Annotated in this window: 14 protein-coding genes; 13 read left to right on the top strand and 1 reads right to left on the bottom strand. The window is 65.0% G+C overall.

Annotation, left to right across the window (positions count from 1 at the left end; translation table 11 throughout):
- Window positions 1-55: 55 nt before the first annotated feature.
- The 3 genes from yajC to secF are packed head-to-tail and all read left to right on the top strand — an operon-like array spanning window position 56 to window position 3,236.
- Entirely contained in the window at window positions 56-385 is a 330-nt protein-coding gene (gene yajC / locus D3260_RS11865) for a preprotein translocase subunit YajC (RefSeq protein ID WP_120098821.1), read from the top strand.
- Between the two features lie 46 nt (window positions 386-431).
- On the top strand, window positions 432-2,285 hold the full coding sequence (gene secD / locus D3260_RS11860) for a protein translocase subunit SecD (protein WP_120098820.1): 1,854 nt from the start codon (window positions 432-434) through the stop codon (window positions 2,283-2,285).
- Between the two features lie 9 nt (window positions 2,286-2,294).
- Window positions 2,295-3,236: a protein translocase subunit SecF gene (secF, locus tag D3260_RS11855; RefSeq protein ID WP_120098819.1), complete on the top strand. Its 942-nt coding sequence runs from the start codon at window positions 2,295-2,297 to the stop codon at window positions 3,234-3,236.
- Between the two features lie 132 nt (window positions 3,237-3,368).
- Here secF and D3260_RS11850 read toward each other — a convergent pair whose 3' ends face one another.
- Window positions 3,369-4,175 carry an inositol monophosphatase family protein gene (locus D3260_RS11850; RefSeq protein ID WP_120098818.1) on the bottom strand — a complete coding sequence of 269 codons (807 nt, stop codon included), beginning with the start codon at window positions 4,173-4,175 and terminating at the stop codon, window positions 3,369-3,371.
- A gap of 81 nt (window positions 4,176-4,256) precedes the next feature.
- Between D3260_RS11850 and D3260_RS11845 the strand changes: the two genes are divergently transcribed.
- From D3260_RS11845 to hisS, 10 genes are all read left to right on the top strand, one after another.
- A complete protein-coding gene (locus tag D3260_RS11845; protein WP_120098817.1) occupies window positions 4,257-5,003 on the top strand; it encodes an RNA methyltransferase in 747 nt (248 codons plus the stop codon).
- Between the two features lie 186 nt (window positions 5,004-5,189).
- Complete coding sequence (cysE, locus tag D3260_RS11840; RefSeq protein WP_120098816.1) at window positions 5,190-5,921, top strand: serine O-acetyltransferase; 732 nt, start codon at window positions 5,190-5,192, stop codon at window positions 5,919-5,921.
- A gap of 10 nt (window positions 5,922-5,931) precedes the next feature.
- Window positions 5,932-7,122 (top strand): cysteine desulfurase family protein, encoded by a 1,191-nt coding sequence (locus D3260_RS11835; RefSeq protein WP_158583516.1) that lies wholly within the window; start codon window positions 5,932-5,934, stop codon window positions 7,120-7,122.
- Between the two features lie 17 nt (window positions 7,123-7,139).
- The gene (locus tag D3260_RS11830; protein ID WP_158583515.1) at window positions 7,140-7,487 is read left to right on the top strand and encodes an iron-sulfur cluster assembly scaffold protein; all 348 of its coding nucleotides are present in this window, start codon (window positions 7,140-7,142) and stop codon (window positions 7,485-7,487) included.
- A 5-nt stretch (window positions 7,488-7,492) separates the two neighbouring features.
- Window positions 7,493-7,852: an iron-sulfur cluster assembly accessory protein gene (locus tag D3260_RS11825; RefSeq protein ID WP_120098813.1), complete on the top strand. Its 360-nt coding sequence runs from the start codon at window positions 7,493-7,495 to the stop codon at window positions 7,850-7,852.
- 223 nt (window positions 7,853-8,075) lie between these two features.
- Window positions 8,076-8,501 (top strand): nucleoside-diphosphate kinase, encoded by a 426-nt coding sequence (gene ndk, locus D3260_RS11820; protein ID WP_120098812.1) that lies wholly within the window; start codon window positions 8,076-8,078, stop codon window positions 8,499-8,501.
- A gap of 28 nt (window positions 8,502-8,529) precedes the next feature.
- Complete coding sequence (rlmN, locus tag D3260_RS11815; RefSeq protein WP_120098811.1) at window positions 8,530-9,714, top strand: 23S rRNA (adenine(2503)-C(2))-methyltransferase RlmN; 1,185 nt, start codon at window positions 8,530-8,532, stop codon at window positions 9,712-9,714.
- A complete protein-coding gene (locus tag D3260_RS11810; RefSeq protein WP_120098810.1) occupies window positions 9,711-10,466 on the top strand; it encodes a hypothetical protein in 756 nt (251 codons plus the stop codon). The genes rlmN and D3260_RS11810 overlap by 4 nt, the downstream gene beginning before the upstream one ends.
- A complete protein-coding gene (locus D3260_RS11805) occupies window positions 10,463-11,509 on the top strand; it encodes a RodZ domain-containing protein (protein WP_120098809.1) in 1,047 nt (348 codons plus the stop codon). The genes D3260_RS11810 and D3260_RS11805 overlap by 4 nt, the downstream gene beginning before the upstream one ends.
- Before the next feature lie 16 nt (window positions 11,510-11,525).
- The gene (gene hisS / locus D3260_RS11800; protein ID WP_120098808.1) at window positions 11,526-12,806 is read left to right on the top strand and encodes a histidine--tRNA ligase; all 1,281 of its coding nucleotides are present in this window, start codon (window positions 11,526-11,528) and stop codon (window positions 12,804-12,806) included.
- Window positions 12,807-12,808 lie beyond the last annotated feature (2 nt).

The raw sequence follows: 12,808 nt of genomic DNA, 5'->3' as shown, positions 1-12,808 counted from the left end.
CCCGCCCGGTGGTTTGCGTCGGCGGGTCTCGTTCATTCTTCGAGGGCAGAACAAGATGGATTTTCTGATTCCGGCCGCCTATGCACAGAGTGGCGGCGCCGAGGGCGGCAGCATCATCCCGACCGTGCTGATGGTCGTCGTGTTCTTCGTGTTCATGTATTTCATGATCATTCGGCCGCAGATGAAGCGCCAGAAGGAACACAAGCAGCTGCTGGAAAGCCTGGACAAGGGGAGCGAGATCGTCACGGCCGGCGGCCTGGCGGGCCGTATCCGTCAGGTCGGCGAGAATTTCCTTGTCGTCGAAGTCGCCGACGGCATCGAAGTGCGCGTTCAGAAATCCTCCGTGACCAGCGTCGTGCCCAAGGGCACGATCGAGTCGCTCTGATCGACGCGTTGTTCGTGCCTGCTTTCTGTCCACCCATCGGGGCGTTATGAATCGTTATCCGATCTGGAAATATGCGTTGTTGCTCGTCGTCCTCGCGGTTGGCGTGTTGTACGCCTTGCCCAACCTCTACGGCGAGCAGCCGGCGGTTCAGGTCTCGCGTGCCGATGGCGGCGGCGCCAGCCAGCAGCTGGTCCAGCGTGTCGACACGATTCTGTCCAATCAGCAGATGGGCGCGGAGAGCGTGTCGCTCACCGATGGCCGTCTGCTGGCGCGCTATGCCAGTACCGATGCCCAGCTCAAGGCGGCCGGCGTACTCAAGCGCCAACTCGGCGACGATTACACGGTCGCGCTGAACCTGGCACCGTCCACGCCGGCCTGGCTGCGGGCGATCGGTGCTCAGCCCATGTCGCTTGGTCTGGATCTGCGCGGCGGCGTGCATTTCCTGCTCCAGGTCGACATGGACACGGTCTACAACAACACGTATCAGCGCTATTCGCGCGACGTGCCGGCCTATCTGCGCGACAACAACATCCGCTACAGCCGCGCCTATCAGGACGGCCGTTCGGTACGTGTGGTCTTCCCGAACCAGCAGTCTTTACAGGCGGCACAGAATGCGCTGCCCGGCCAGTTCTCCAATCTGGAGTTCAGCCCGGCGCCCCAGGCCGACAACACGCTGGTTGCCAAGCTCACGGACAAGCGGGCCACGGATATCCGGACGTTCGCGCTCGAGCAGAACCTCACCACGCTGCGCAACCGCGTCAACGAGCTCGGCGTGGCCGAGCCGCTGGTCCAGCGTCAAGGCCAGGATCGGATCGTGGTCGAGCTGCCGGGCGTACAGGACACGGCTCAGGCCAAGCGCCTGCTGGGCAAGACGGCGACGCTGGAGTACCGACTGGTCGACCAGTCGCACGACGCCCAGCAGGCCGAGCGCACCGGCAACGTGCCCAGCGGCTCGGAGCTGTATCACACCAAGAACGGCCAACCGATCCTGCTCAAGGATGACGTCATCGCCTCGGGTGACCAGCTCGTTGATGCCTCGTCGGGTTTCGACCAGCAGACCAGCCAGCCGGCGGTGTTCGTCACGCTGGACGGGCAGGCGGCGAGCAAGATGTTCAACGTCACTTCGGCGCACGTCGGCGATCCGATGGCGGTGCTCTACACCGAGACCCGCTTCGAGACGAATTACGTCGACGGCAAGAAGGTCACCAAACCGGTCACCGATCAGCGCGTGATCAGCGTGGCCAACATCCAGAGTGCGTTCGGCAAGCGTTTCCAGACCACCGGGCTGGAGCGCGGCGAAGCGCATGATCTGGCGCTGTTGCTGCGTGCCGGCGCATTGGCCGCGCCGGTCAACATCGTTCAGGAGCGCACGATCGGGCCGAGCCTCGGTGCCGACAACATCGCCGAAGGGCGTAACGCGGTCATCGTCGGCTTTCTGGTCGTGGTCTTCTTCATGGCCATCTATTACCGGGTGTTCGGTCTGATCGCGGATGCCGCGCTGTTCATGAATCTCGTGCTCGTGGTCGCCGCGCTATCGTTGATGCAGGCCACACTCACGCTGCCCGGCATCGCGGGCATCGTGCTGACGATCGGCATGGCCGTTGATGCCAACGTGCTCATATTCGAACGCATACGCGAGGAGCTGGATGCCGGCAGTCCACCGCAGTCGGCGATCAAGATCGGTTATGACAAGGCGTTCACCTCGATCTTCGATGCGAACATCACGACGCTGATTGCGGCCGTCATGCTGTTCGGTTTCGGCAGCGGGCCGATCAAGGGCTTCGCGGTCACCCTGTGCCTGGGCATCGTTACATCGATGTTCACTGCGATCCTCGGGACCCGTGCGGTGGTCAATCTCATCTACGGTCGCAAGGCGCGGCTGAAGAAGATCTCGATCTAGGTTGTTGTTATGCGTCTGATCAAGAACACATCGATCGATTTCGTCAGCTTCGGCCGCTATGCGGTCATCATCTCGGCCGTCCTGTTGCTGGCCTCGGCTGCATCGCTTGCGATCGGCAAGCTCACGTTCGGTATCGACTTCACCGGCGGTGTGGTCGTGCATGTCCAGTATCCGAACGAGGTCAGCCTGCCCGACGTGCGCAACGCGCTGGACAAGGCCGGGTACGACGATCGTACGGTCCAGCACTTCGGCAGTGCCGATACCGCGCTCATCCGGCTGCCCGCGGTGGACGGCGAAAAGAGTGCGACCGTCGGCGACAACGTCATGAACGCGTTGCAGAAGTCCGGCCCGTCGGGCGCCAGCCTGCAGAGCGTGGAATTCATCGGTCCGCAGGTCGGACAGGATCTGGTCAACAAGGGCGGTCTGGCGCTGCTCTACACCGTGATGGCGATCCTGATTTACGTCATCTTCCGCTTCCACTGGAAGCTGGCGGCCGGGGCCGTGGCCGCACTCGTGCACGATATCCTGATCACCCTGGGCGTATTTTCCTTCACGCACATGGATTTCGATCTGACCGTGCTGGCCGCGCTGTTGGCGGTGCTGGGTTACTCGCTCAACGACACCATCGTGGTGTTCGATCGTATTCGCGAGAACTTCCGCCGCATGCGCAAGGCCACGCCGACCGAAGTGATCAATGCCTCGGTCAACCAGACGCTGGCACGAACGCTCATGACCTCGGGCACGACCATCATGACGTTGCTGGCCCTTTTCTTCCTGGGTGGGCCGGTCATCCACGGGTTCGCGGCTGCGCTGCTCGTCGGGATTCTCACCGGGACGTACTCGTCGATCTTCGTGGCAAGCGCGCTGGCGTTGGCACTGAAGATCAACGCCCACGATCTGTTCCCGCCGAAGGAAGAAGACGCCGAGAAGGCGGCCAAGGCGACACGCTGAGCGGCAGTTGCCCGGCGCCGATTCGGTGTCTGGCCACGAAAAAGGCCGCCCATCGGGCGGCCTTTTTTTATGGATGGCTGATCGACCGGCCCGCGTGGCACGCGCCGCGCGTGCCGGTCATGGCACTGCGGGTCAGCCCTTCGGGGTCTTGGCGATCTTGTCGAGCAGCTGCGGGTAGATCTTGGCGTTGGCTGCCAGGATGTTGCCGGTCTCCAGCGGGTTGGCGTCGTTGTCGGCCGCGTCGCTGGCGATGCCGCCGGCCGCGCGTACCATCAGCACGCCAGCGGCCATGTCCCAGGGGCCCAGGCCGTATTCCCAGTAGGCGTCGTGTCGGCCGGCGGCGACATAGGCCAGGCCGAGCGCGGCCGAGCCGAGACAGCGCATGCCGCCGCTCGCGCAGAGCAGACGATTGTAGAGCGGCAGACGCGTGGTGATGTCTTCGTAGCGCGCGTAGGTGAAGCCGGTGGCCAGCACCGCGTCGCGCAGGCGCGGCCGCGTCGAGACGCGGACCCGACGGCCATCGAGAATCGTGCCGACGCCGCGATCAGCGGTGAACAGTTCGTCCTTGATCGGGTCGTAGATCACCGCGTGTTCGATAACGCCCTTGATCCGGCAGGCGATCGAGACACAGAAATGCGGAATGCCGCGGATGAAGTTCGAAGTGCCGTCGATCGGGTCGATGATCCAGACCGCCTCGGCGGTGTCCGGATCGCCGGACTCGCCGGATTCCTCGGCGATGAAGGCATGATCGGGATAGCTGCGACGGATGGTGTCGATGATCACGCGTTCGGCTTGATGATCGGCATCGGTGACGAAATCGTTCTCGTTCTTCTGCGACACCTGGCCGGTCTCGCCGCGACGGTAGTACGACAGAATCACGTCGCCGGCACGCCGGGCGGCGTTGACCGCGATGCTCGTCAGGGGGTGAACGTTGGCCATGGCTTCGGGTCTGGTTCTTTGAAAGCGCAGGCGAGTATATTGCATCGCCCCGATCATTCCGACTCGTTGCCACGGATTTCCATGCAGGACACCGCTTTCGCCCGCCTTCGCATCGTTCTCGTCGGTGCCCAGCACCCCGGCAACATCGGCGCTGCCGCGCGCGCCATGAAGGTCATGGGGTTGTCGGATCTCGTGCTCGTTGCCCCCGAACGCTATCCCGATCCCGAGGCCAGCGCGCGCGCGTCCGGCGCCGAGGATATTCTGGAGGCCGCCCGCGTGGTCGGGAATCTGGACGAGGCGCTGGCCGACTGCGTACTGGCAGTCGGCACCAGTGCCCGCACCCGACGGACCGAATGGCCGTTGGTCAACCCGCGCGTGGCTGCAGAGCGTGCGGTGGCCGCCGCGACCGAAGGCCCCGTGGCGATCGTGTTCGGGCGCGAACGTGCCGGCCTGGACAATGCCGAGCTCGACCGCTGTCAGCTGCATCTCCAGATTCCGGCCAATCCCGATTACAGCTCGCTCAACCTGGCCGCCGCGGTCCAGGTCGTGGCCTACGAGCTGCGCATGGCGGCCGGGGCCGATGTCGTCGGCACGCTCGCGCATGAGCCGGTTTCCGGCGCGGACATGGAAGGCCTGTTCTCGCACTGGCAGTCGGTGCTCGAAGCGTCCGGGTTTCTCGATCCGGCCGAGCCGATGCTGCTGATGCGGCGTCTGCGACGCCTGTTCTATCGCGCGGCTCCCGATCGCGTGGAGGTCAATATCCTGCGCGGCGCGCTGCGCTCGCTGGACCCGCGCGGCGGTGCCAACCGCGGCTCGCGAGGCCAGTGAGTCGGTTGCGGTGTGCCGGCTGCCCGGACTTGCCGGCTTGTGTAGGCTGAGCGATACCAGAATCACGGTCGATCCGTCTGTCGGGCTTGATCCGGCGATATCCGGCCCGACATAGGCAACACCCACACCGGGCCCGACCCTCGGATCGGCCGCCACGGCACCGCAGGGCGGTGCGTTGGAAACCATATGCTCGCACGGCTCAAAGAGGATCTGGACGCGATATTCGAGCGCGACCCGGCCGCGCGCAGTGTCTGGGAAGTGATCTTCACCTATCCCGGACTGCACGCCTTGTGGTGGCACCGTCTCGCGCACTGGTGCTGGCACCACGGCCTGCCATGGCCGGCGCGTCTGATCGCGCATCTGGCACGCTGGCTGACGGGCATCGAGATTCATCCCGGGGCCCGTATCGGGCGGCGTTTCTTCATCGATCACGGCTTTGGTGTGACGATCGGCGAAACCACCGAGATTGGCGACGACTGCACGATCTATCAGGGTGTGACGCTCGGTGGCACGAGCTGGAACGAGGGCAAGCGCCACCCGACGCTGGAAGACGACGTTGTGGTCGGCGCCGGGGCGCAGGTGCTCGGACCGTTCACGGTCGGCCGCGGTGCCCGCATCGGTTCCAATGCTGTCGTGGTCAAGGAAGTGCCCGCCGGCTGCACGGCCGTGGGCGTGCCAGCCAAGCTCGTCAAATGCCGTGACGCGACGCCGTCGGATCGACGGCAGGAAACGGCTGATCGTATCGGCTTCTCGCTGTACGGCGTGACACAGGACATGCCGGACCCGGTCTCGCGGGGCATCGATGCCATGCTCGATCATATCGATGCTCTGGAGCGGCGCCAGGATGCGCTCGAAAAACGCGTGCAGGCGCAGTCGGCGGACGGCGCGGATGCCCAACACGTCGACAGACCGGACTGAGACGGTCGTCATGGACGCCGATATTTATCTCGATCATGCGGCGACCACGCCGCTGGGCGCGGCCGGGCGTGCCGCGATGCTCGCGGTCTTCGACGATGCCAGTGCCAATCCATCGGCGCTGCACCGTCCGGGAGAGCGGGCTGCCGCACACATCGCGACCGCTGAACAGGCCCTGGCCTCGGCCATCAATGCGCCCGCGGGCTCGCTGGTCTGGACCTCCGGGGCGACCGAGGCAACGAATCTGGCGATCCGTGGTGTCATCGAATTCGCGGCCCGCGGTCGGGATATCGCTCAGCGCCCGCTGCATATCGTGTCCTGCGAGACCGAGCACGCCGCCACACGCGATCTGTTGCGGCATCTGTCCGGACGGGCGGATGTGACCGTGACCTGGCTCGGCGTGGACGGCGACGGGATGCTGGCGCCGGGCGCGCTCGACACGGCACTGGCGGCCGGCGCCGATCTGGTCAGCCTCATGCACGTCAATAACGAGACCGGCGCGATCCACGATATTCCGGCGATTGCCGCACGCTGCGCCGAGGCCGGTGTGCCGCTCCATGTGGATGCGGCCCAGAGCCTCGGGCGATTGCCGATCGACGTGACGGCCACGCCGATCGCGTTGATGTCGATGTCGGCGCACAAGCTGGGCGGGCCGCCCGGTATCGGCGCGCTCTATGTTCGAAAGCGACCGCGGGTCGGGCTGGCACCGCAGATCCTGGGCGGCGGGCAGCAGAACGGTCGACGCGCCGGCACATTGCCGACGCATCAGATTGCTGCCTTCGGGGCGGCGGTCGCGGCGACCCAGGCCGAAAGCGCCGCCGGACAGGCCTCGCTTGGCCGGCTTCGTGACCGGTTGTGGGCAGCGTTGTCGGCTCTTGACGGCGTGACGCGCAACGGGCCGACCGATACCCGTGTTGCCGCGCCGTTTCTCAATGTGTCGGTCGAGGGCGTGCACGGCGAGGCGCTGCGTACGGGCCTCGCCCATGGGTCGCCGGCGGTGGCGGTGTCCGGCGGCGCGGCGTGCAGCGCGGCCCGGGGCCAGTCGTCTTATGTTCTGCGCGCGATGGGCTGTGCGCCCCGGGATGCCGCGGCCAGCGTGCGGTTCTCGCTGGGTATGGATACCGACGAGGCGGGTGTCGATGCAGCCGCAGCCCGCTTTATCGCGGAAGTCGTGCGCCTGCGCCGGCTGGCGGCGGCACTATGACCGGCCGGTCGCCCGTCATGGCGCACTTTCTGGCGCCGGCCCATGCCCGCTGCGATGTTGACAGCGACCAGTGGCATGCCGATGCTGTGATCGAAACGCCCGGTGCGGATGCACGGGGCCGGCTTTTTCTCCGCGTGGACGATCAGGGTCGATTGACGGCTGCTTTCGCCGCTTACGGGCCCCCGGTCGTGATTGCAGTGCTCGACGGGCTCTGCGCGCGGGTTTCCGGCCAGACCGTGGCATCGGCACAGTCTCTGATGCCGAACGATATCGAGCAGGCCTTTTGTCTTTCCGCAACACAGCGTTATGCCGCAGTCATGGCAATCGATGTGTTGGCCAAGGCCTTGTCGAATCTGGGACGATAGAAGCTATGAGCGAAACCACCGAAGACATCGCGAGCCAGACTGCGGGGCTGTCGATCACGACAGCGGCCGCCGAACGGATCCGTCATCAGCTGGAAAAGCGCGGACATGGCCTCGGCCTGCGCCTGGGCGTGCGCAAGTCCGGCTGTTCCGGCTATATGTACACCATGGACTACGCCGACGAAGTCGAGGCCGAGGATGATGTCTTCGAGCACGACGGCGCCAAGGTGGTCGTTGCGCACAAGCATATGGACGTTCTGGCAGGCACGACGGTCGATTTTCGTTCGGAAGGGCTGAATCGCATGTTCCGATTCGACAATCCGCGTGCCAAGAACGCCTGTGGCTGCGGTGAGTCGTTCATGGTCTGAAGCCTGAAGACCGGCAGGCGGGGCGGTCATCGCGCGATGACCGCCTGATACGGGACAACCGCCTGTGTCGTGCTGTCCTGCTTCAGGCCGAACGTCCCGACGATGGGGTGTGTCCATGCGCCCGGTTACACCCACGCCTCAGCCGCGATACAATAGGCGTTTGACATCGCGTGCACGCCGCGGCACGCGATCTATCGCAACCGCAAGTTCCGTAGGAGATCCCATGGCCGCAGAGCGCACCCTGTCCATCATCAAGCCCGATGCCGTCGCCAAGAACAAGATCGGCGAGATCTATCGTCGTTTCGAAGACGCCGGCCTGGCCATTGTGGGCGCGCGCATGATCCACCTGTCGCGCGAGCAGGCCGAGCAGTTCTATGCCGTGCACGCCGAGCGTGGTTTCTTCAACGATCTCGTGTCGTTCATGATTTCCGGCCCGGTCATGGTTCAGGTCCTGGAAGGCGAGGACGCCATTGCCAAGAACCGTGATCTGATGGGGGCCACCAATCCGAAGGAAGCCGAGGCGGGCACCATTCGCGGCGATTTCGCCGAATCGATCGACGCCAATGCCGTCCACGGTTCGGATGCGCCCGAAACCGCGGCCGACGAGATCGAGTTCTTTTTCGGCCAGGGCGGTCTCTGCCCGCGCTAGACAGCCCGGCCCACGCTGAGGCGATGCCATGAGCGACGTTGTATCCGAACCCAGACAGTCTCGAGCGACGCGGCGACCCGCGCGCGTGAACCTGTTCGGCCTGGATCGCGAGGCCATGGCGTCGTTCTTCAAGCGGCACGGCGAGTCGGCCTTTCGGGCCAAGCAGGTCATGCAGTGGATCTATGCCCGCGGCGTGACCGACTTCAGCGAAATGACCGATCTGTCGAAGAAGCTGCGCGAGCGGCTGCCGGAGATCGCCGAGATCTGTCCGCCCACGCGCATTCGAGAGCAGTCCAGCCGTGATGGCACGCGCAAATGGTTGTTGGCGGTCACCCAGGATCTGGACCCCGATAACGCCATTGAGGCGGTCTATATTCCCGAAGCCGATCGCGCGACACTGTGCATCTCGTCGCAGATCGGCTGTGCGCTGGACTGTTCCTTCTGTGCCACTGGCAAGCAGGGGCTCAATCGCAACCTGACCACGGCCGAGATCATCGGCCAGGTCTGGATGGCCGAGCACGACCTGCGGGCCCAGGGCGCGGTTCATGGGACACGGGCACTCACGAACATCGTGTTCATGGGCATGGGCGAGCCGCTGGCCAATTACCGCGAAGTGATTCCGGCCATTCGCATCCTGCTCGACGATTATGGCTTCGGCCTGTCCAAGCGTCGTGTGACCGTCTCGACGAGCGGACTCGTGCCTTTCATGGACCGGCTGCGCGAAGAAGTCGACGTGGCGCTGGCTGTCTCGTTGCATGCCCCCAACGACGATCTGCGCGATGAGTTGGTGCCCATCAACCGCAAGTATCCGTTGTCCGAGTTGATGTCGGCATGCGATCGCTACATCGAGGGCAAGGAACGACGTGCGCACGTCGTCTACGAATATGTCCTGCTGGCTGGGGTCAACGACCAGCCCGAGCATGCCCGTGAACTCGTGCGTCTGCTGGGCAATCGGCCGGCCAAGATCAACCTGATTCCGTTCAACCCGTTCGAGGGGTCGGGCTATGACCGCCCCGCGGAGTCGGTGATCCGGGCATTTCAGGATCTGTTGCACGCCCGCGGTCTGCGCACGACGGTGCGTCGCACGCGTGGCGACGATATCGATGCGGCCTGCGGTCAGCTGGTCGGCCGCGTGGCCAGCCGTCAGAAACGACACTTCCGGGACGTGCCGATCCGCGTCGAGGGCGCTGCCAAGCCCGCGTCCGGCGTATGAAGGCAATCGGTGCGGGCGGCATCGCCGTGGCAGCGCTCTGGGCGCTGTCGCTCACCGGCTGTGCCACCGATGCCGGGGTCGACAAGCCACAGGCAGCGGCCGCCAATGCCAACGTCGGCGCCGAATATCTGCGCAAGAACGATAACGAACGGGCAGCCCAGGCCTTCCAGCGGGCGCTGCACTACGAAAGCGATGATTTCACCGCGAACTGGGGAATGGCTGTCGTCAGTGATCGACGTAACGCCCCGGCCGATGCGCGGCGCTATTTCGAAAAGGCCCTGGCAGCGCGCCAGTCCCCGGCGGTCTACAACAGCTTTGCTGCGTTTTTGTGCAAGCACGGTGACACGCAGGCCGGTCTGGCCAACTTCCAGAAAGCGCTGTCGGCGCCGAATGTGACCGATCGCGCGGATACGCTGGCCAACGCCGGGCTGTGTCTGGCGCGGGCCGACCAGACCGCCAGGGCTGCCGACTATTTCGAACAGGCACTGGCGATCGATGCGCGTCAGCCGACGGCCCTGACGCAGCTGGCCGATATCGCATACCATGCGCAGGATTACATGAAGGCACGGGCGTATATCGAGCGTGCCGATTCAGCCACGACACTGGATGCCGAGCAGCTGCGTCTGGCGGCGGATATCGAATCCGCGATGAACGATCGCGCAGCCGCCGAGTCCTATCTGAAGCGCTACCACAACGCGAACCAGCCCGCGGCGAGCTCATCGCCGGGCCAACGGGAGCCATCGCGGCAATGACTGCACCGCACGACGACCACATCGAAGAAGATCCCGCGACGACCGGCCTGTCACATAACAAGGCCGATGGTGTCTCGCCGGGCGAGATTCTGCGCGAAGCCCGTCTGGCGCACGAATATTCGATCGATGATCTGTGTGCGCAGACCAAACTGTCGCCCAAGACCGTCGCGGCCCTGGAGGACAACGATTTTCAGGCGTTGTCGCAGCCCGTGTTCGCGCGCGGCTACTATCGCCAGTGTGCCAAGGTTCTGGATATCGACCTGGATCGCATGATGCGGGCGTATTCGGCCTGGGCCGGGCCGACAGCCGGGGCGCACACGGCCTCGCCGAGCCATGTCAACGTCATCCCGCAGGACGTGACCCCCAGCGGATCGCGCTTTGGCCGGCTTTTCCTGTTACTGGCCATCGTGGTCGTGGCGATTCTCGTCGCGTTGTATTTCGTCCCTTCCAATCCGGTGACCTCGGGAGCGAGCGACAGTAACGAGGAAACGACCGTCCAGACCGAAGCGGACACCCAGCCAGACACCACGGGCCAGCAATCCAGCGCCGCTGAGAACACGCCGGCCGAGAGCGGCGCCGACGACGGCATCGCCGGCGGTAACACGCCCGATGTGGTGGGCAGTGGCAACAATCAGCCGCGGACCGGTCAGACCACCGGCGGGCGCAACGTCAACCAGACGCTCGGCATCCAGCCGCCGGGCGGCGACAATTCGTCAGGCCCGGACGAGAACGGCGGCAATACCCAGCAGACGACGCCGTCCGTGCCACCGAATCGTCTGGTGCTGAATTTCAACAAGCGATCCTGGGTTCGGGTCACCGATGCCAACGGCAATCGGCTGGCCTCCGGCATCTTCGAATCCGGGCAGACCCAGACCTTCAACGGCGAACCGCCGTATGAAGTGCGACTCGGCTTTGCGCCCGGCGTGAAGGTCACCATCGGCGGCCAGCCGGTCGACGTGGCCTCCCAGACCAACGGCTCGAGCGTGGCCACACTCAGCGTGGCCGCACCGTCGGGTGCCGCCGGCGACAGCAGCAACGACTAACAAGGAATTCCGGCCGATGAGCCAGCGTATTCAGTCCATCCGTGGCATGCATGATGTCCTGCCCGCGGAAAACGCGCTCTGGCACACACTCGAGCGCGTCGCGCAGGAAGTGTTCGCTGCCTACGGTTATGAGCAGATCCGGGTGCCGATCATGGAGCACACCGGGCTGTTCGAACGCGGCGTGGGCGATACCACCGACATCGTGGAAAAAGAGCTCTATACCTTCGAGGACCGCGGCGGCGAGCGTATGTCGCTGCGCCCGGAGGGCACGGCAAGCGTGGTGCGTGCCGGAGTACAGCACGGTCTGTTGCACAACGCCACGCAGCGGCTCTGGTACGTCGGGCCGATGTTCCGCTACGAGCGACCGCAGAAAGGCCGACAGCGCCAGTTCCACCAGTTCGGTGTGGAGACCTTCGGCCAGACCGGGCCGGACGTGGATGTCGAACAGATCGCCTTGTCGGCGCGCCTGTTCGCACGGCTTGGCATTCGCGGTCTGCGTCTGGAGATCAACACGCTCGGCACACCGGCCGAGAGACAGATCTATCGCGATGCCCTGCATGCCTACTTCAGCAATCATTTCGACGCGCTGGATGCCGACAGTCAGCGACGTCTGGATCGCAACCCGTTGCGTATTCTCGACAGCAAGAATCCCGATCTTGCCGCGCTGATCGCCGGGGCGCCGACGCTGACCGATTATCTCGGTGAGGAATCCGCCGCCCATTTTCAGGGGCTGTGCGACGGCATCAAGGCGCTCGGCATCGAATACACGGTCAACCCGAGACTCGTGCGCGGGCTGGACTACTACACGCGAACCGTCTTCGAGTGGCTGACCGACGACCTCGGCGCGCAGAACGCCGTATGCTCCGGCGGCCGCTTCGACGGCCTCGTCGAACAGCTGGGCGGCAGCGCGACGCCGGCCACGGGCTTCGCCATGGGCGTGGAGCGGGTGGTTGCCCTCATGGCGGCGCAGGGCGTGGCCATCGACGATGTCGGCCCGCATGCCTATCTCGTCCACCAGGGTGATACGGCCACCGGCCGGGTGACAGCGGTCGCCGAAGGCCTGCGCGATGCGCTGCCGTGGCTGCGTCTGCGCGTGCACGCCGGCGGCGGCAGTTTCAAGTCGCAGTTCAAGAAGGCCGATCGCAGCGGGGCCCGTCTGGCCCTGGTGTTCGGGGATGACGAGGCGGCAGCAGATACCATTCAGATCAAACCGTTGACCGACGACCGGGAACAGGAAGTCGTGGCACGTGACGACGCGCCGACGCGTATCGCGGCGCTGCTTTCGCATACGGACTGATC

Source organism: Salinisphaera sp. Q1T1-3, from assembly GCF_003602005.1.
Taxonomy (GTDB): domain Bacteria; phylum Pseudomonadota; class Gammaproteobacteria; order Nevskiales; family Salinisphaeraceae; genus Salinisphaera.
The sequence above is the reverse complement of the archived record's forward strand: the minus strand, read 5'-3'. Positions and strand labels throughout refer to the sequence as shown.

Coding starts and splice junctions, on each gene's coding strand:
- yajC (WP_120098821.1), top strand. CDS start 56: ATGGATTTTCTGATTCCGGCCGCCTATGCACAGAGTGGCGGCGCCGAG.
- cysE (WP_120098816.1), top strand. CDS start 5,190: ATGCTCGCACGGCTCAAAGAGGATCTGGACGCGATATTCGAGCGCGAC.
- D3260_RS11825 (WP_120098813.1), top strand. CDS start 7,493: ATGAGCGAAACCACCGAAGACATCGCGAGCCAGACTGCGGGGCTGTCG.
- D3260_RS11810 (WP_120098810.1), top strand. CDS start 9,711: ATGAAGGCAATCGGTGCGGGCGGCATCGCCGTGGCAGCGCTCTGGGCG.
- D3260_RS11805 (WP_120098809.1), top strand. CDS start 10,463: ATGACTGCACCGCACGACGACCACATCGAAGAAGATCCCGCGACGACC.
- D3260_RS11850 (WP_120098818.1), bottom strand. CDS start 4,175: ATGGCCAACGTTCACCCCCTGACGAGCATCGCGGTCAACGCCGCCCGG.
- D3260_RS11835 (WP_158583516.1), top strand. CDS start 5,932: ATGGACGCCGATATTTATCTCGATCATGCGGCGACCACGCCGCTGGGC.
- secF (WP_120098819.1), top strand. CDS start 2,295: ATGCGTCTGATCAAGAACACATCGATCGATTTCGTCAGCTTCGGCCGC.
- D3260_RS11830 (WP_158583515.1), top strand. CDS start 7,140: ATGGCGCACTTTCTGGCGCCGGCCCATGCCCGCTGCGATGTTGACAGC.
- secD (WP_120098820.1), top strand. CDS start 432: ATGAATCGTTATCCGATCTGGAAATATGCGTTGTTGCTCGTCGTCCTC.
- rlmN (WP_120098811.1), top strand. CDS start 8,530: ATGAGCGACGTTGTATCCGAACCCAGACAGTCTCGAGCGACGCGGCGA.
- D3260_RS11845 (WP_120098817.1), top strand. CDS start 4,257: ATGCAGGACACCGCTTTCGCCCGCCTTCGCATCGTTCTCGTCGGTGCC.
- hisS (WP_120098808.1), top strand. CDS start 11,526: ATGAGCCAGCGTATTCAGTCCATCCGTGGCATGCATGATGTCCTGCCC.
- ndk (WP_120098812.1), top strand. CDS start 8,076: ATGGCCGCAGAGCGCACCCTGTCCATCATCAAGCCCGATGCCGTCGCC.